This is a genomic window from Streptacidiphilus sp. P02-A3a (assembly GCF_014084105.1).
In the GTDB taxonomy this organism is placed as follows: Bacteria; Actinomycetota; Actinomycetes; order Streptomycetales; family Streptomycetaceae; genus Streptacidiphilus.
The window spans coordinates 3,147,398-3,164,441 of record NZ_CP048289.1 but is presented as its reverse complement, the minus strand read 5'-3'; the positions used below and the strand labels follow the sequence as shown (position 1 = coordinate 3,164,441).

At 72.9% G+C, this 17,044-nt stretch carries 16 protein-coding genes; 4 read left to right on the top strand and 12 right to left on the bottom strand.

Annotated elements, in window-relative coordinates:
* Nucleotides 1-4: 4 nt before the first annotated feature.
* From hpnC to GXP74_RS14380, 3 genes are all read right to left on the bottom strand, one after another.
* A complete protein-coding gene (gene hpnC / locus GXP74_RS14390; RefSeq protein ID WP_225447925.1) occupies nucleotides 5-991 on the bottom strand; it encodes a squalene synthase HpnC in 987 nt (328 codons plus the stop codon).
* A 333-nt stretch (nucleotides 992-1,324) separates the two neighbouring features.
* Nucleotides 1,325-2,134, bottom strand: a complete 810-nt coding sequence (locus tag GXP74_RS14385) for an ABC transporter ATP-binding protein (protein WP_182456432.1) — start codon at nucleotides 2,132-2,134, stop codon at nucleotides 1,325-1,327.
* 106 nt (nucleotides 2,135-2,240) lie between these two features.
* Nucleotides 2,241-3,161 (bottom strand): ABC transporter permease, encoded by a 921-nt coding sequence (locus tag GXP74_RS14380; protein WP_182451881.1) that lies wholly within the window; start codon nucleotides 3,159-3,161, stop codon nucleotides 2,241-2,243.
* Between the two features lie 138 nt (nucleotides 3,162-3,299).
* Here GXP74_RS14380 and GXP74_RS14375 point away from each other — a divergent pair, with 138 nt between their 5' ends.
* On the top strand, nucleotides 3,300-3,935 hold the full coding sequence (locus tag GXP74_RS14375) for a TetR/AcrR family transcriptional regulator (protein ID WP_182451880.1): 636 nt from the start codon (nucleotides 3,300-3,302) through the stop codon (nucleotides 3,933-3,935).
* A gap of 28 nt (nucleotides 3,936-3,963) precedes the next feature.
* Here the strand turns inward: GXP74_RS14375 and GXP74_RS14370 are convergent, their stop codons facing one another.
* Nucleotides 3,964-5,373, bottom strand: coding sequence for a glutamate decarboxylase (locus GXP74_RS14370; RefSeq protein WP_182451879.1), 1,410 nt, complete (start codon nucleotides 5,371-5,373; stop codon nucleotides 3,964-3,966).
* Between the two features lie 346 nt (nucleotides 5,374-5,719).
* Here GXP74_RS14370 and GXP74_RS14365 point away from each other — a divergent pair, with 346 nt between their 5' ends.
* Nucleotides 5,720-6,154: a nuclear transport factor 2 family protein gene (locus GXP74_RS14365; RefSeq protein ID WP_182451878.1), complete on the top strand. Its 435-nt coding sequence runs from the start codon at nucleotides 5,720-5,722 to the stop codon at nucleotides 6,152-6,154.
* 78 nt (nucleotides 6,155-6,232) lie between these two features.
* On the opposite strand, the gene GXP74_RS40295 is transcribed toward GXP74_RS14365, so the two are convergent.
* Nucleotides 6,233-6,505 (bottom strand): hypothetical protein, encoded by a 273-nt coding sequence (locus GXP74_RS40295; protein WP_225447924.1) that lies wholly within the window; start codon nucleotides 6,503-6,505, stop codon nucleotides 6,233-6,235.
* A 393-nt stretch (nucleotides 6,506-6,898) separates the two neighbouring features.
* Between GXP74_RS40295 and GXP74_RS14360 the strand changes: the two genes are divergently transcribed.
* The gene (locus GXP74_RS14360) at nucleotides 6,899-8,365 is read left to right on the top strand and encodes a cellulase family glycosylhydrolase (protein ID WP_182451877.1); all 1,467 of its coding nucleotides are present in this window, start codon (nucleotides 6,899-6,901) and stop codon (nucleotides 8,363-8,365) included.
* A 20-nt stretch (nucleotides 8,366-8,385) separates the two neighbouring features.
* Here GXP74_RS14360 and GXP74_RS14355 read toward each other — a convergent pair whose 3' ends face one another.
* From GXP74_RS14355 to GXP74_RS14330, 6 genes are read right to left on the bottom strand one after another with little or no spacing between them, the layout of a single operon-like run.
* Nucleotides 8,386-9,207: an ABC transporter ATP-binding protein gene (locus GXP74_RS14355; RefSeq protein WP_182451876.1), complete on the bottom strand. Its 822-nt coding sequence runs from the start codon at nucleotides 9,205-9,207 to the stop codon at nucleotides 8,386-8,388.
* A complete protein-coding gene (locus tag GXP74_RS14350; protein ID WP_182451875.1) occupies nucleotides 9,204-10,226 on the bottom strand; it encodes an ABC transporter ATP-binding protein in 1,023 nt (340 codons plus the stop codon). The genes GXP74_RS14355 and GXP74_RS14350 overlap by 4 nt, the downstream gene beginning before the upstream one ends.
* On the bottom strand, nucleotides 10,223-11,191 hold the full coding sequence (locus GXP74_RS14345) for an ABC transporter permease (RefSeq protein WP_182451874.1): 969 nt from the start codon (nucleotides 11,189-11,191) through the stop codon (nucleotides 10,223-10,225). Before GXP74_RS14345 ends, GXP74_RS14350 begins: the two co-directional genes overlap by 4 nt.
* Nucleotides 11,188-12,135 carry an ABC transporter permease gene (locus GXP74_RS14340; protein ID WP_182451873.1) on the bottom strand — a complete coding sequence of 316 codons (948 nt, stop codon included), beginning with the start codon at nucleotides 12,133-12,135 and terminating at the stop codon, nucleotides 11,188-11,190. The genes GXP74_RS14345 and GXP74_RS14340 overlap by 4 nt, the downstream gene beginning before the upstream one ends.
* A complete protein-coding gene (locus GXP74_RS14335; RefSeq protein ID WP_182451872.1) occupies nucleotides 12,135-13,781 on the bottom strand; it encodes an ABC transporter substrate-binding protein in 1,647 nt (548 codons plus the stop codon). The genes GXP74_RS14340 and GXP74_RS14335 overlap by 1 nt, the downstream gene beginning before the upstream one ends.
* A gap of 47 nt (nucleotides 13,782-13,828) precedes the next feature.
* On the bottom strand, nucleotides 13,829-15,499 hold the full coding sequence (locus tag GXP74_RS14330) for an amidohydrolase (protein WP_182451871.1): 1,671 nt from the start codon (nucleotides 15,497-15,499) through the stop codon (nucleotides 13,829-13,831).
* A 171-nt stretch (nucleotides 15,500-15,670) separates the two neighbouring features.
* Between GXP74_RS14330 and GXP74_RS14325 the strand changes: the two genes are divergently transcribed.
* Complete coding sequence (locus GXP74_RS14325; RefSeq protein ID WP_182451870.1) at nucleotides 15,671-16,402, top strand: TetR/AcrR family transcriptional regulator; 732 nt, start codon at nucleotides 15,671-15,673, stop codon at nucleotides 16,400-16,402.
* A gap of 7 nt (nucleotides 16,403-16,409) precedes the next feature.
* Here the strand turns inward: GXP74_RS14325 and GXP74_RS14320 are convergent, their stop codons facing one another.
* Nucleotides 16,410-17,042 (bottom strand): cytochrome b/b6 domain-containing protein, encoded by a 633-nt coding sequence (locus GXP74_RS14320; RefSeq protein WP_182451869.1) that lies wholly within the window; start codon nucleotides 17,040-17,042, stop codon nucleotides 16,410-16,412.
* Nucleotides 17,043-17,044: the final 2 nt, after the last annotated feature.

Here is a 17,044-nt window from a genome sequence, read left to right as displayed (position 1 = left end):
CGACTCACCTTCCTCTCACCAACGTCACGGCCGCCTCCCGCAGCAGGCGGCTCTTCCGGGGCTTCGGAGCCCCGGCCAGCACATCGTTTCCGGCTTCGGCCACAGCGCCCAGCGCCGCCCGGCCACCCGCGGTGAACCCGGCCAGCAGCAGCCGCAGCCGCCCGGGGACGCTGCCGACCAGCGGCGCGCCCTCGTCCAGCAGCGCGCCGGTCCGCCGCGCCTCGTACGCCACCAGTGCCCGCAGCTCGGGCCCGGCGTGGGCGGCGTCCAGGTCGGTCTCGGCCACACCGAAGCGGGCCATGTCCTCGGCCGGGAGGTAGATCCGGTCCCGGGCGCGGTCCTCGGCGACGTCCTGCAGGTGTTCGACCACCTGGAGCCCGCTGCACACGGCGTCGGAGCGGCGGATCCGCTCGGGGGTGGCCAGCCCGGCCAGCTGGAGCACCAGCAGACCCACCGGGTTGGCCGACAGCTCGCAGTAGCCGAGCAGCTCGTCGAAGGTGGCGTAGCGGGTGGTGGTCTGGTCCACCCGGTTGGCCTGGATCAGCGCCCGGAAGGGATCGGGGGTGAGCCCGTGCCGGTCGATCACCGGGCACAGCGCGGCCAGCAGCGGGTGCCGCGGGGGTTCCGCCCCGGGCGCCCGCAGGGCGGTCTCGAACGCCCGGTCGAGGTCCGCCTCCAGGCCGTCCAGCAGTGCCAGCCGCTCGGCGGTCACCTGGGCGGTGTCGGGCGCCCGGGCCGCGTCCGAGCCCTGGGAACCGGCCGCGGTCGAACTGGCGTCCACCGTGTGTGCGGGGGTCAGCGCCGGGACCCCGAGCAGCTCGGCCGTGGCCACCGGGTCGGCCAGGTCGCCGTCACCGGCGTCGTCCACCAGACGGGCGAATCCGTACACGGCCATCAGCCCGGACCGCATCGAGCCGGGCATGAAGAAGGGGGCCACGGGGAAGTTCTCCGCGCCCGCCTTGTCGAGTACGGCGCCCTGCTCCAGGCTCACCGGTGCCGACCCGTCAGGGTACGGACCCGCGTGGAGCAGGAGCCCGATCCTGCGCGCCGTCGAACTGTCATGACCGCCACCCCCCCGTTCTACACCGATCTTGACGACCTGCCCACAGCGGACACGCCCGGGCCGCGCCGATCACCGGCACCGCCCTCGCCCCATCAGCCCCGCCACCAGGGCGAACGCGTGAGCGAGCGCTCGGTACACCAGCGGAATCCGAGGGATCTTGTGCTTAGCTTAGGACTTCGGTGTGACAAACACCCGCAGGGGGTGGCCACCGATGATCTGCCGTAGCGTCACCGGTGGCCACGGGGGCCGAACGGCGGGGTCCTAACGAGACTTCATGTAGTCCTCGTACTCGGCGACGACGTCCTCGGTGGGACCGTCCGCGCGGATCACCCCGGCCTCCAGCCAGATCGTCCGGTCGCAGGTGTCGCGGATCGACTTGTTGTTGTGGGAGACCAGGAACACCGTTCCGGCGTCCTTGCGCAGCTCCCGGATCCGGTCCTCGCTGCGCTTCTGGAAGGCCGTGTCACCGGTCGCCAGCGCCTCGTCGATCAGCAGCACGTCGTGGGTCTTCGCGGCGGCGATGGAGAACCGGAGCCGGGCGGCCATACCGGAGGAGTACGTCCGCATCGGCAGCGACACGAAGTCGCCGCGCTCCTGGATACCGGAGAAGTCCACGATGTCCTGGTAGCGCTGCTTCACCTCGGCCCTGGACATGCCCATGGCCAGGCAGCCGAGGACCACGTTCCGCTCGCCGGTGAGGTCGTTCATCATGGCCGCGTTCACGCCGAGCAGCGAGGGCTGGCCGTCGGTGTAGATCGCGCCGGACTCGACCGGCAGCAGCCCGGCGACCGCCGACAGGGTGGTCGACTTGCCCGAGCCGTTGGAGCCGATCAGGCCGATCGCCTCGCCCTTGTAGGCGGTGAAGCTGATCCCCTTGACCGCGTGCACCTCGGTCAGCGCCGGGGAGGTGCGGCGGCTGACGATCCGCGACAGCGCGGAGGTCGCCGAGCCCTTGCCGACACCGGCGCCGTAGATCTTGTAGACGATGTGGATGTCGTCCACGATCACCGTCGGGATCTTGCCGAACTGGGCCTGCCTGGCCGCGCGCTCGGCGCGCTCCGCCTCCAGCATCCGGCGCCGCTCGATCTGCTCGGGGGTGAGCGCGACCAGCACCTCGCCGTCGGGGCCGGTCAGCACCTCGCCGTCCGGGCCGGACTGCCCCGAGTCCAGTGTCACGTCATCCACGGCCGTACTCCTCTTCCGACTGCCAGAAGAACACATACCCACCCAAGCCGAAGAGCAGCGCCCAGGCCAGGGTGATCAGCCAGACGTGCGCGGGCAGGATGCTCTCCGGAACAGTGGTCATCAGCGCGTAGCGCATCTCGTCGTTGAAGATCAGCGCCGGGTTCATGTTCAGCATCACCGCGGCCCAGTGCGGGGCGTGCGCGGTGAACGTGCTGACCGCCCAGAACACGCCGGACAGGTACATCCAGGTGCGGATCACGAACGGCATCAGCTGCGCCATGTCCGTGGTCTTGGCGCCGATCCGGGCCATGATCATCGCCAGGCCGGTGTTGAACACCGACTGGAGCAGCAGGATCGGCACGACCAGCAGCCAGTGCAGGGTCAGCGGCTGCCCGCTGAGCAGCATGATCACCCCGAGCACGCCCATCGAGAAGATCAGCTGCTGGAGCTGGATCACGGTGAAGGCGATCGGCAGGCAGGCCCTCGGGAAGTGCAGCGCCCGGATCAGCCCGAGGTTGTCGGTGATCGAACGGGTGCCGGAGAGGATCGCCGACTGGGTGAACTGGAAGACGAACACACCGCAGCACAGGTACGCGATGAAGTCCGGGATGCCCCGGTTCTGCCCCAGCAGGATGCCGAAGACCAGGTAGTACACGCCCGCGTTCAGCAGCGGCGTCATCACCTGCCAGACCTGGCCGAGCTTCGCGGCCGTGTACATGGCGATCAACCGCGCGGTGGCGAACGAGGTAATGAACTGCCGCCGCGACCACAGCTGTTTCGTGTACTTCAGCAGGGACGGCCGCTTACCGCTCACGGACAGCCCGTGCTTCGCCGCCAACTGGGCGGGGGTCAGCCCCGCGTCAGGGTCAGCACCGGCGACACCGGCCACCCGTTGTTCGAATACCGTGGACACGCTACTCCCAAGCCTCCGCCCCCGACCGACACAACGGAACGCTATCGTCTCGTCGTGAGAAGACGTTAAAGGGTACGACGACGCAACGCAACCGTTCCGTCCTGACGCTACACTGACGATATGCTGACAGGGAAACCCATGCGAACGGAGCCACCGACGGCGACGCAGGACTCCTCCGCGACCAAACGGGCACCCGCCGGCGCCGCCGTGCTGCGTGACGATGTGACCGAGGCCATCCGCCTCGCCGTGTTCGAGGAACTGGCCGCCACCGGCTACGGCCGACTGTCGATCGAGGCCGTGGCGCGCCGCGCCGGGGTGGGCAAGACCGCCGTCTACCGCCGCTGGCGGTCCAAGCTGCCGATGGTCATCGAGGTGGTCTCCGAGGTCGCCTCGCTGGGCCTGGTGCTGCCCGACACCGGCTCGCTCCAGGACGACCTGCGGATGTTCGTGCACGTCGTCGCCCGGGTGCTGCGGCACCCGCTGGCCGCGCAGATCGTCCCGGACCTGCTGGCCGAGGCCGCGCGCAACCCGGAGATCGCCGAGACGCTGGCGACCGCGCTGCGCGAGGCCCAGCGCGACAGCAGCGCCGCGCTGGTCCGCAAGGCGGTGGAGCGCGGCGAGCTGCCCGTCGACACCGACCCCGAGCTGGCGCTGGACCTCATCGCCGGACCGCTCTACTGGCGGCTCGCGGTGGCCCGGGGGCCGGTCTCCCGCGACTACCTGGACCGGCTGGCGGTGGCCATCGGCGCCGCGCTGGCGGCCGGACGCCGCTGACCGCCGCCCCCGGGGCGCGCGGTGGCGCTCAGTGGTGGAAGGCGGTCGACAGCTCCGACCGGTGCAGCGGCCCCGGCTGCGCCTCCAGCTCCGGCAGCAGCCGCTCCAGGTCGTCCATCAGCAGGTCCGCCAGGTCGCTGGAGAAGCCGTTGCGGCAGACGATGCGCAGCGCCGCCAGGTCCGTCCGGTGCTCCGGGAAGGTGTACGCCGGGACCAGCCAGCCGCGCTCCCGCAGCCGCCGGGAGACGTCGAACACGTTGAACGCGGAGACCCCCTCGGTGGTGGTGAACGCGAAGACCGGGAGTTCGTCGCCCTTGCTGAGCAGCCGGAACTGGCGCAGCGCGCCGATCCGCGCGGACAGTGAGACCGCGACGTCGCGACTGGCCTGCTGCACCGCGCGGTAGCCGTCCCGGCCAAGCCTCAGGAAGTTGTAGTACTGCGCGACCACTTCGGCCCCGGGCCGGGAGAAGTTCAGCGCGAAGGTCGGCATGTCGCCGCCGAGGTAGTTGACCCGGAACACCAGCTCCTCCGGCAGCGCCTCGCGGTCGCGCCACAGCGCCCAGCCCACCCCCGGGTAGACCAGGCCGTACTTGTGGCCCGAGGTGTTGATCGAGGCCACCCGGGGCTGGCGGAAGTCCCAGACCAGCTCCGGATCGAGGAACGGCGCGACCATCGCCCCGGAGGCGCCGTCCACGTGCACCGGGATGTCCAGGCCGGAGCGGTCCTGGAGCGCGTCCAGCTCCGCGCAGACGTCCCAGACCGGCTCGTAGGAGCCGTCGAAGGTGGAGCCGAGGATCGCCACCACGCCGATGGTGTTCTCGTCGCAGAGCGCGGCGGCCGCGGCCGGGTCGAGGTGGAAGCGCTCGCCGTCCATCGGCACCATCCGCGCTTCGACCTCCCAGAAGTTGCAGAACTTCTCCCAGCAGACCTGCACGTTGATGCCCATGACCAGGTTCGGCCGGGCGCCCGCCGCGTAGCGCTCGCGGTTGCGCTGCATCCACCGGCGCTTGAGCGCCAGCCCGGCCAGCATGCAGGCCTCGCTGGAGCCGGTGGTGGAGCAGCCCACGGTGTTGTCCGGGTCCGGGGCGTTCCACAGGTCGGCGAGGATGGCCACGCAGCGGCGCTCCAGCTCGGCGGTCTGCGGGTACTCGTCCTTGTCGATCATGTTCTTGTCGAGGCACTCCGCCATCAGCGTCCCGGCCTGCGGTTCCATCCAGGTGGTGACGAAGGTGGCCAGGTTCAGCCGGGCGTTGCCGTCGAGCATCAGCTCGTCGTGGATGAGCTGGTAGGCGGCGGCGGGCAGCATCGGCCCGTCCGGCAGTCGGTGCTTGGGCGGCGCCAGGTCGAGGCCGGGGATCGGGTTGGCCTCGCCCAGGAACGGATTGACCGACAGCATGCCGGCCCCGTCGGCGTCCTGCTGCCCGGTGTGCAACGACATGTCGGCTCGCTTCCTCGGTTCTGACCCCAGTTCCTTCGGCTCTCCTGCCCCACCCGCCCCCCAGAAAACCCGGGCGTCCCGACCGGCGTCAGGAGGCGGTCCAGCGGTTGCGGCCGTCGGAGCCGGTCCTGCAGGTGAGGGCGGTGCCCTCTCGTGCGGGGTGCCCGGGCACGGCGGATCGCGCGGCGGGCTGGAGCACTTCCGAAGCTATGCGCGGCCCGGCGCCCCCGCCCGCCGTGCTACGCCGTTCCGGGCACCGCGCCGTTCCGGGCACCGCTCCGTTCCGGGCACTGCCGACCCGCGCACGGTGCTTCACTTCTCCGGCCGGGCCGCCCACACTGACCCGATGCTGACGCTGCGGGAGATGTCGGACCGGATGGAGATCCAGGACCTCCTGGTCCGCTACGCGCACGCGGTGGACACCCGTGACTGGCCGCTGTTCCGGGGGTTGTTCACCGAGGACGCGGTGGTGGACTACACCGCCTTCGGCGGGCCGAGCGGCCCGGTGGAGGCGATCGTCGCCTTCCTGGACTCGGCGCTGCCGCTGTTCACCGCGACCCAGCACCTGGTGGCCAACTGCGCGATCACCCTGGACGGCGACCGGGCCACGGCCCGGACCATGTGCCACAACCCGATGGCGCTGCCGCCGACCGGCGCGGACCGGCAGCCCCGGCTGCTGGTGTGCGGGCTCTGGTACCGGGACACGCTGCTGCGCACCCCGGAGGGGTGGCGGTTGCGGGAGCGGGCCGAGGACAAGGCGTACCAGATCGCGCTGGGCTGAGCCGGTGGCCGGTGCGGCGGGCGGGCGCGGGGAAGCCGGCCGTGACCTGGTGGTCACGACCGGCTTCGGGTGGGCGACCTACCTGCGGCCGCCGAAAAGCGAGCGGGTGAGGCGCTTGAGCGGCGCGAGCAGCACCATCCGCGCCCCACGGTTGGGACGTGCCTCGGGAGCGGCGAGCCCACGGGGGGTCAGCTCCCTTATGAGGCCGACCGCGTCCGCCACATCCACCTGCGGGAGCGCAGGTGCGCCGAGCACAGCGAGGTGGCGGTCGAGCCGTCGGCTCGCCGCACCCGTGCCGCACTGGACCGCGGGTACCCGCGGCCTGCTGCGCACATGCTGCATCTGATTCATATCCCACCCCTTGGAAGGCACCAGGGCCGTGGAGCGAAGACTATCGGCCCGGGGAGGTCGGTGTGCAACTGTCGGTCCACTAGCACACCGTACTCCCACGCACCGGCCCCCGCGCGCGCAGGTCCGTACACCGCAGTTCTGCGCAGAATCGGACCCGAGGAAACCCACGGACGTGTGACGCGGTGCGGCGCACGGGCCCTACCGGGGGCGCGGGGGGCGCTCGCCCCCGGTCGAACACGCGCGCCCCGAGCGCCCCTGGAACCACTTCTGACTGCTTGTCGGACATTGAACATGAGCAGTACTCGCATTCCTCTTGCCTCCGGCGGCGGGACGGAGCAGCATCGGCGACTGACCGCTCCCCGGCTCGCGCCGCTCCCCCTCCCGAGGTGTCCCTTGCGCATCCGCCGTACCGCCGCCGCGCTCGCCCTGGCCGGGGCGGTCGCGCTGACCGCCGCCGCTCCCCCGGCCTCGGCCGCCGCGCCCGGCCGCGGCGCCGACTTCCCCACCGGCGCGGTGACCACCGCGGCCGGGCCGACCCTGTTCACCGACGCGGCCGGGCGCACCCTGCGGCTGCGCGGCTTCAATGTCGACAAGTACGACGAGACCACCGAGGCGGACATCCGTTCCATCGCCGCCCGCGGCTTCGACCTGATCCGGCTCGACATCACCTGGGCCCGGCTGGAGCCGCTGCCGGGCCGCTACGACGCCGCCGAGACGGCGAAGCTCCAGCGGCTGATGGACTGGGCCGACGCCGCCGGGCTGCTGGTGCTGGTGGACTTCCACCAGGACGTCTACGGTCCGGCCTTCGGCGGGGGCCAGGACGGCATCCCGGCCTGGGCGACCCGGGACGACGGGCTGCCGTTCACGCCGGACCCGGCGGACTGGTTCGCCGAGTACTTCGAGCCCTCGGTGCAGGCCGCCTTCACCCACCTCTACGACGACCCGGACCTGCGGCGGGAGCAGGCCGAGTTCTACACCCACATCGCGCTGGCGCTGCGCGGCCACCGCTCGCTGCTGGGCTTCGACCTGTTCAACGAGCCGAGCGGCCCCTTCGACGGCGATCCGACCGACCCCTCGGTGCAGGTGGCCGCGGCGGCGGCGCTGGAGTCCGGGCGGCTGGCGCTGATGTACCAGCGGCTGATCGCGGCGGTCCGCGCGGTGGACAGCCGCTCCTGGCTGTTCGTCGAGCCGACGGTACTGGTCGGCGAGGGCGTGCCGACCCGGCTGCCGGGGTTCACCGACCCGCGCCGGGGCGCCGCCCGGCTCGGCTACGCGCCGCACTTCTACGACACGGCGGTGGAGGACGGCGCCGACTGGGACCCGTCCGACGGCTTCATCCAGGCGTACACGGCGGCGATCACCGGCTACCCCCGGGCGCACCGGATGCCGGTGCTGGTCGGCGAGTGGGGCCCGCCGAACGCGGACACGCCCGGCAACACCGAGCTGGTGCGGGCGCAGGTGGACGCCATGGCGGGCTTCGCCGCCGGGTGGACCATGTGGTACTGGGGCGAGGGCACCGGCGGCTACACCCCGCTCGGCCCGGACGGGCAGCCGCATCCGGGCGACGCCCCGGTGTTCGGCCCGTACGCCTCGGCCGTGGCCGGGCTGCCGGTGGCGGAGTCCTTCGACCCGGCCGACGGCGACTACCGGCTGAGCTACACCGTCGGCCGGGGCGGCAGCACCCGGATCGTGCTCTCCGGCAGCGCCTACCCGCACGGGGCGCGGGTCTCGGTCTCCGGCGCGCGCGGGGCGCCGCCGCTGGTCCTGCAGCCCCGGGGCGCGACGGCGGGCGTCGCCCTGGTCACCGTGCCGGGCGCGCGGGCGGGCACGAGGGTCACCGTGACCGTCGTGCCCGCCTGACCCGCCGGGTGGTCCCGCGCTCAGGGCGCGCCCACCCGCCAGCCGGGGACCGGGACCGCCGCGCGCAGGGCGCGGGTGTACTCCTGCGCGGGCGCGTCCAGCACGCTCGCGCAGTCGCCCTGCTCGACCACCCGGCCGCGCCGCAGCACCAGCACCGTGTCGCACAACTGCCGTACCACCGCCAGGTCGTGGGAGATCAGCAGGTAGGCGATGCCGGTCCGGTCGCGGATGTCGGCGAGCAGGTTGAGGATCTGCGCCTGGATCGAGACGTCCAGCGCGGAGACCGCCTCGTCCAGGATCAGCACCTTCGGTTCGGCTGCCAGCGCCCGGGCGATGGCCACCCGCTGCCGCTGGCCGCCGGAGAGCTCGCGCGGACGCGCGTTGGCCTGGCGTTCCGTCAGTCCCACCTGGTCGACCAACTCGCCCAGCCGCTGCCGTCGTTGCTCGGAGGTCAGGGCGGTGTGGTGCCGCAGTACCTCGTCGACCGCCGCGCGGGCGCTCTGGCTGGGGTCGAGCGAGGTGTACGGGTCCTGGAAGACGATCTGCAGTTCCCGGGCCCGGCGGTCGCGTTCGGCCGCGCCCCGGGCCGGGGCGGACCGGTCCCGGCCGAGCACCGCCATGCTGCCGCCGCTGGCGCGTTCCAGGCCGACCAGCATCCGGGCGATGGTGGTCTTGCCGGAGCCGGACTCGCCGACGATGCCCAGCGAGCCGCCGGCCGCGACGGTGAAGCCGACGTCGTCCACCGCCGGGTGGGCGGTCCGGCCGCCCCGGCCGTCGGGCACCCGGAACACCTTGCTCAGCCCGGACACCCGCACCGCGTCGCCGTGCTCGCTCGCCGTCATACGGTGGCCTCCTGCCGACTGATCTCGGCGACCCGGTGGCAGCGCACCAGTCCGCCGCGGAAGGGCTCCAGCCGCGGCCGGTCCGCGCGGCACACCGGCCGGACCTCGGCGCAGCGGTCTGCGAAGGCGCAGCCGGGACCGGCCTCGAAGGCCGACACCGGGCGTCCGGGGACGGCCCGCAGCCGTTCGGCGCGCTCGTCGATGGAGGGGCGCGAGCCGAGCAGGCCCAGGGTGTAGGGGTGGGCGGCGCGCTGGTGCAGCGCCTCGGCCGCGCGGATCTCGACGATCCGCCCGGCGTACATCACCGCGACCCGGCCGCAGACCGCGAGTGCCAGGTCCAGGTCGTGGGTGATGAAGACCATGCCGAGGCCGCGTTCGCGGCGCAGCCGGTCCAGGATGCCGACCACCTCGGCCTGGATGGTGACGTCCAGGGCGGTGGTGGGTTCGTCGGCGAGGATCAGCCGGGGTTCGGCGAGCAGCACCGAGGCGATCATGACGCGTTGCAGCATGCCGCCGGAGAGCTCGTGCGGGTACTGCCGCAGGCGGCGGACCGGGTCGTCGATGCCGACCTCGGCGAGCACGGCGGCGGCCCGGGCCAGGGCGGCCCTGCGGCCGGTGCCCCGGTTGCGGATCAGCGCCTCGGTGAGGAAGGCGCCGATCCGGCGGGTGGGGTTGATGTGGGCGCGGGGGTCCTGGAAGACCATGCCGACGCCGCGGTCGCGGTAGCCGCGCAGCTCGGCGGGGGTCATCGCGCCGACGTCGGCGCCGTCGAAGCGGATCGCGCCGTCGGCCTCGGCGCCGGGCGGCAGCAGCCGGGTGACCGCGCGGACGGTCATCGACTTGCCGGAGCCGGACTCGCCGACCAGGCCCAGGGCCTCGCCCGGGGCGAGGGTCAGGTCGATGCCGTCCAGCACCGGCCTGCGGTCCGCGCCGCCGGGGTCGGCCGCGAGGTGCACGGTCAGCCCGCTGATCTCCAGCAGCGGCGGCCGCGGCTCCGGGGGGACTGGCTGGGGCGTCATGCGGCGGCTCCGGTGCTGGTGCGGCTGGTGCTGTTCGCGCGGCTGTGACCGCTGCTGTGACCGCTGCTGCGGCGGCGCAGGTAGGGCTGCGGGCGCTCACCGCTGATCCGCGCGCCGAGGACGGTCAGCGACAGCACCGAGAGCACGATCAGCAGCCCGGGGGCCAGGATCGGCAGCCAGTAGCCGCCCATCAGCGCGTTGCTGTCGCTGACCATGACCCCCCAGTCGGCGGTCGGCGCCTGGACCGCCAGGCCCAGGTAGGAGAGCGAGGCGAGGTCGAGCAGGGCGTAGCCGAAGGCGATGGCGGCCTGCCCGATCACCACCGGCGCGATGTTGCGCAGGATGTGCCGGACGCAGATCCGCACCGCGCCGAAGCCCTGCACCGCGAGCGCGTCCACGTACGGGCTGACCCGCTGCTGCCGGGCGGCGGCCAGCACGATCCGGGCCAGGAACGGGATGTAGGCCACGGAGAGCGCGGCCACGGCCGGGACCAGTCCGGGGCCGAACAGGGCCACCGCGAGTACCGCCAGCAGCAGCCCGGGCAGCGCGTAGACCAGGTCGAAGATCCTGGCCACCACGGCGTTGACGAGGCCGCCGAACCAGGCGGCGGCCAGGGCCAGCGGGATGCCGACGAGCAGTGCCACGGACACCACCAGCGCCGGTCCGAGCAGGCTGGTCCGGGCGCCGAACATGAGCCGGGACAGGATGTCCCGGCCGAGGCTGTCGGCGCCCAGCGGGTGCGCGCCGGAGGGTCCGGCGTAGGCGTCCAGCAGGGACTGGAGGTTCGGGTCGTACGGGGCGAGCAGCGGCGCGGCGACCGCCACCACCAGTACGACCAGCAGGAACAGTGAGGCGGCGGTGCCGGAGGGGCCGAGCGCGGCCCGGATCCGGGTGATCCCGGCCAGCGGCGCCCGCCGCGCGGGGGTGGCGGCGGGTGCCTGCTCCAGGTCGAGGGCGGTGGTCATGTGGTCCTCCCCACGGTGCGCAGCCGGGGGTCGACCAGGGCCTGGACCAGGTCGCTGACGGCGTTGCAGATGACGAAGGCGGCGACCAGCAGCAGCGAGACGGCCTGGACCACCGGGAAGTCCTTCTGCGCCACCGAGCTGATGGTGAGCATGCCGATGCCGGGGACGGCGAAGGCGGTCTCGACGACCAGCGTGGAGGCGAACATCCCGGAGGTGAGCAGCGCGACCGCGGTGACGATCGGTGGGACGGCGTTGCGGAACACGTGGTCGCGCAGCACCGCCCACCGCGGCAGGCCGCGGACCAGGGCGGTCTGCACGTGCTCCTTGGCCAGCTGCTCGCGCAGCGCGTTGCGGGTGATCCGGGCCAGGAAGCCGCAGTTGATGACGGCCAGGGCGCAGGCGGGCAGGATCAGCCCGCGCAGCTCCCCGAGGGCCCCGGTGCCGATGCCGGACGCCGGGAACCAGCCGAGGTGCACGGCGAAGGCCGAGATCAGCAGGGTGGAGGCGACGAACGGCGGGACGGTCACCGAGACCGAGGTGAGGGTGTTGGCGGCGGAGTCGACCGGTCCCGGGCGCAGCGCGGCGACGGTGCCCAGGCCGACGCCGAAGAGCACCACCAGCACCATGCTGACGAGGACCAGCGTCAACGTCACCCCGAGGCCGTGGCCGACCCGGCCGGCGACCGTCTGGCCGGTGACCATGGAGCGGCCGAGGTCGCCGTGGAGCACGCCGGTGAGCCAGTCCCAGTAGCGGACCGGCAGCGGCTGGTCCAGGTGCAGTTGGTGCCGGACGGCGGCGCGGGTGGCGGCGGACGGGGTGCGGCTGCCGAAGAGGACGTCCTCGGGGCTGCCGGGGGCGAGGTAGAGGCTGCCGAAGATCACCATGCTGGCCAGCAGCAGCGTGGTGGCCAGTCCGCCGAGGCGGGACAGCACGAGCCGGCCCATCAGGGGGCACCCACGGCCGCGGCCCAGGCGTCGTCCATGTAGGAGAAGGTGAGCGGGGCGCCGGTGACGGCCTTGTTCTGGAACAGCAGCGCGCGCGGGGCGACGATCGGGATCCAGGGCAGGGCCTGGGAGACGACCGACTGGGCGGCGACGACGTACTGGGCGCGCCGGGTGGCGTCCTGGGTGGCCTGGGCCTTGAGCAGGTCGGCCTCGACGGTCGGGTCGCTGTAGCCGTTGAAGTTCTGGATCCCGGCCTTGGTCGCGTAACTCATGTACATGTCCGCCGCTTCCGGGAACTCCAGGTAGTTGATGGTGAGGAAGGAGTCGTAGGCGGCGCGGGCCCTGGGGTCGATGAAGAGGTTGCCGTACTGCTGGTCCGGCAGCCCGACGATCTTCACCTTGAGGCCGATGGAGTCGCCGGTCTGCTGGAGCACCTCGGCGAGCTGGGCCTGGCTCGGGCTGTCGGCGGCGTAGCCGATGCTGAACTGCTTTCCGGCTGCCCCGGCCTGTCGCACCAGCTCGGTGGCGGCGGCCACGTCGGGGGCCTTGGCCAGCTTCCGGTAGGCGGCGGAGTAGACGGCCGCGGCCGGGCCGCTCTGCCAGAAGCCGGGACCGGCGACGGTGTACAGCGGGTCGGCGGTGCCGTAGAACAGGGTCTTCGCGATCCCGGCCCGGTCGATCGCCATGGACAGCGCCTGGCGCACCCGGACGTCGCCGAGGGTGCCGGTGAACCGGGAGACGATCAGGTCGATGTTCTGGGTGGTGGAACCGGCCGCGCCGACGTAGAGCTTGCCGTCGGTGGCCCGGCCGAGCGTGGTGACGGTGGACGGCGGCAGGTCGAAGGCGCCGTCCAGGCTGCCGGAGGTGAGCGCGTTGGCGATGGCGCCGGGGTCGGACAGGAAGCGGAAGGTGAGGGTCTGCGACCGGGCGGCCCGGCTCGGGTCCCAGTAGTCCGGGTCGCGCTTGAGCACCATGGAGTTGGTGCCGTCGAAGGAGGCGACGGTGTACGGGCCGGAGCAGACCACGCCGGTCTGGGCGTTGCCGAAGTTCGTGCCCGCCTTCACCGCGAACGCCTTCTCCACCACCGCCCCGGCCAGGATGCCGAGGTTGCGCACGAACAGGTAGTCCGGCTTGCTGAAGGTGAGCGTGACCTGCTCCGCACCGGTGGCCTTGATCGAGGTCACGTCGTTGTAGGAGTCGGCGTAGTTGCTGGCCTCGGCCGGGTCCTGGTTCCTGGCCAGGCTGTAGACGACGTCGGCGGGGGTGACCGGGTGGCCGTCGCTGAACCTGGCGCGCGGGTCGAGGTCGAGCACCATGTGCTCACTGTCGGGCTGGGACCAGCTCCTGGCGATGCCCGGGTTCAGGCTGTAGTCGGCGCCGGTGCGCAGCACCGACTCGCAGACGTTGCCGAGGATGGTCTCCTCCGGGTAGTCGGCGGTCTTCAGCGGGTCCTCGGAGTACGGCGCGCGGTAGTCGCCGTACCAGGTGAGGGCGGCCAGCGGGCCCTTGGCGGCGGTGGTGGTGACCTGGGTGCTGCTGAAGTTGCTCCTGGCGGCGGCCTTGACGGTGCTGCCGCCGCCGCACGCGCTGGTGAGCAGGGTGAGGGCCGCGATCGGGAGCGCGGCGCGCAGGATGGTTCTCCGCATGGTGGTGGTACCTCTCGTCGGTGCGGGGTCGCGGCACGGGGCGGTGGTCACTGGGCGGCGTGGACCAGGTCGCCCTCGACGTAGGTGCGCAGCACCCGGGCGTCGCCGATGGCGGCGGCCGGGCCCGCGAACGGGTCCCGGTCGAGCAGCACCAGGTCGGCGTACTTGCCGGGCTGCACCGAACCGGTGACGTCGTCCAGGTGGTTCACCCGGGCGCTGCCCGCGGTGTAGGCGGCCAGGGCGGTGCCGAGGTCGATCCGCTCCTCGGGGCCGAGCACCCGCGCGTCCTCCTCGCCGGGACCGCGCCGGTTGACGGCGGTGTGCACGCCGAGCAGCACGTCCGGGGTGCTCACCGACCAGTCGCTGCCGGCCGCGAGCATCGCGCCGGAGCGGGCCAGCGAGCCGAAGGGGTACTGCCAGCGGCTGCGCCGGTCGCCCAGGAACGGGATGGTCAGCTCGTCCATCTGCGGCTCGTGGCAGGCCCACAGCGGCTGGATGTTGGCGGTGGCGCCGAGGGCGCGGAAGCGCGGGATGTCCTCCGGGTGGATCACCTGCAGGTGGGCCAGGTGGTGCCGGTTGCCGCGCGGGCCGTTGCGGCGCCGGGCCTCCTCGACCGCGTCCAGCGCGCTGCGCACCGCCCGGTCGCCGAGGGCGTGGAAGTGCACCTGGAAGCCCTCGGCGTCGAGTTCGCTGACGTAGCCGCCGAGCTTCTCCGGGTCGATGAAGTCCAGTCCGGAGGCGCCGCTGGAGCAGCCGCAGCCGTCCAGGTAGGGCTCCAGCATGGCGGCGGTGTGGTTCTCGGCGACGCCGTCGAGCATCATCTTCACGGTCCCGGCGCGGAACCGCCCGGCGCCCTCGCGGACCGCCGCCGCCTCGGCCCGGCGGGCGGTGAACTCGGGCAGCTGCTCCAGGCCGCCCTCGCGGTCCCACCACTGGGCGGCGCGGACCCGGGCGGTGAGGCTGCCGTCGGCGGCGGCGGCCAGGTAGGCCCCGTAGACGTCGCCGGGGCCGAAGGCGGAGCCGACCCCGGCGTCCTGCCAGCCGGTGATGCCGAAGCCGTGCAGGTAGCGCTGGCCCTCCAGCAGGCCCTGGAGGTACTCGGCGTCGGTGGTGGCCGGTATGTGCCGCAGCACCAGGTCGGCCGCGCCCTCCTGGAGCATCCCGGTGGGGCTGCAGTCGGCGTCGCGCTCGATCCGGCCGTCGGCCGGGTCGGGGGTGTCCCGGGTGATCCCGGCGATCTCCAGTGCCCGGCTGTTGGCCCACAGGCCGTGGCCGTCCCGGTTGGGCAGCGCGACCGGGCGGTCCGGGACCACCGAGTCGAGCAGGTCGCGGTGCGGGGTGCCGCCGGGGAAGGCCTCCATGCTCCAGCCGCCGCCGGTGATCCAGGCGCGGTCGGGGTGGGCGGCGGCGTGGTCGGCGACGGCGTCGGCGTAGGCCCGGGCGTCCTCCAGCTGGTGCAGGTCGCAGCCGAGCATGGTGGTGCCGCCGAGCACCGGGTGGACGTGGGCGTCCTGGAAGCCGGGGAGCAGCAGCCGTCCGGCGAGGTCGACCACTTCGGTGTCCGCGCCGACCAGGTGGCTGACGTCGTGGTCGTCGCCGACGACGACGATCCGCCCGGCGCGGACGGCGACGGCGGTCGCCCAGGAGCGGGCCGGGTCGACGGTGTAGACGGGGCCGCCGGTGAAGACCAGGTCGGCGAAGTGGTGATCGCGGGGCACGGGCCCTCCGTAGTGGGTGCTCGGTTCGTCCGGTCGGATGCGGCACGACCGGATGAGAGTGCATCTCACTCGATGACAGTGGCGATGTCAATGGCATTGACATCGGGCGGGCGTTACGATCGGATCAACCCGAGGGGGGCCGGAACCGGCCCGGAGCGGAGAGGAACCGCAGTGGCGGAGCAGGGCACGACGGCGGACACGGCAACGGCCGGAGCGACGTCAAGACGGCGGGTGACGCTCACCCGCGAGGCGATCCTGGAAGCCGCCATGCACCTCTGCTCGCCTGAGGGGGGCGGGGTGCTGACGTTCAGTCGGCTGGGCAAGGAGCTGGGCGCCGACCCGACCGCCGTCTACCGGCACTTCCGCGACAAGGACGACCTGGTCCTGGCGCTGACCGAGCAGCTGATCGACGAGGCGGTGCTGCTGACCGCGGACTCCGGGCTCAGCCCCGACCAGTGGCGGGAATGGCTGACGCTGACCGCCCGCGCCGTCCGCGCGGTGCATCTGGCCCGGCCCGCGCTGGCGGTGCTCGGGGCGAACCGCACCACCGCCAGTCCGGCCGAGACCCGCAGCGTGGAGGAGATCATCGCGGTGCTGCACCGGGCCGGGCTGCCGCCGGTCGAGGCGGCCGAGTGCTACCGGATGCTGCTCGACCTGACCCTGGCGTTCGTGCAGTCCACGGCCGCGTTCCTGATCCTGGGACCGGCGGTGCAGGCGAAGGACGACGCGGCCTGGTCGGTCAAGTACGGGCTGCTCCCGGCCGACCGGTTCCCGATGCTGCACCAGGGCTCGGCCCGGCTGACCGAGCTGTTCCGCAACGACGGGGAGGTCTTCGAGCTGGTGCTGGAGACCTTCCTGGACGGGGTCGGGCTGAAGATCGAGCGGGCCCGGCAGCGGAGCTGAGCGCGCGTCAGTCCTGCTCCTCCGGCCGCTCCTGCTCCTCCCAGAGCCGGTGCTCGCGGCGGGCCCAGGAGCGGGTCACCCAGCCGGTGCGCATGCCGTGCCGGGCCTCCGGGTCCTTCATCGCCATCCGGATGTGCCCGAGCACCAGCAGGCCGATCGCCAGCGCCAGCCAGTCGTGGACGTAGCTGGCGCCGGTGCGCAGGTTCAGCGGGGACAGCGCGGTGAACCACATCATCAGCCCGGTGCCGACCATCACCACCACCAGTCCGGCGATCAGCGCCGAGTACAGCTTCTGCCCGGCGTTGAACTTGCCCGCCGGTCCGGCCATGCCGGTGCCGTGCCGCATCGCCCGCCAGACCCACCCCTTGTCCTGCGGACCGAAGCGGTCCAGGGCGCGCATGTCGGCCCGGACGCCCTTGAAGAACAGCCCGACCGCGAGCGGCAGCGGCAGCAGGATCCCGGACCACTCGTGCACCGTCACCAGCAGCAGTCGGCGGCCGACCAGCTCGGCGAAGCCGGGCACGTAGAGGAAGAGCGCGCTCAGGATCGCCAGCGTCATCAGCGTCGAGGTGGCGCGGTGCACCCAGCGCTCGGCGGCGGTGAACCGGCGCAGCTCGTCCACCGGGTGTGTGTGCGCCATCG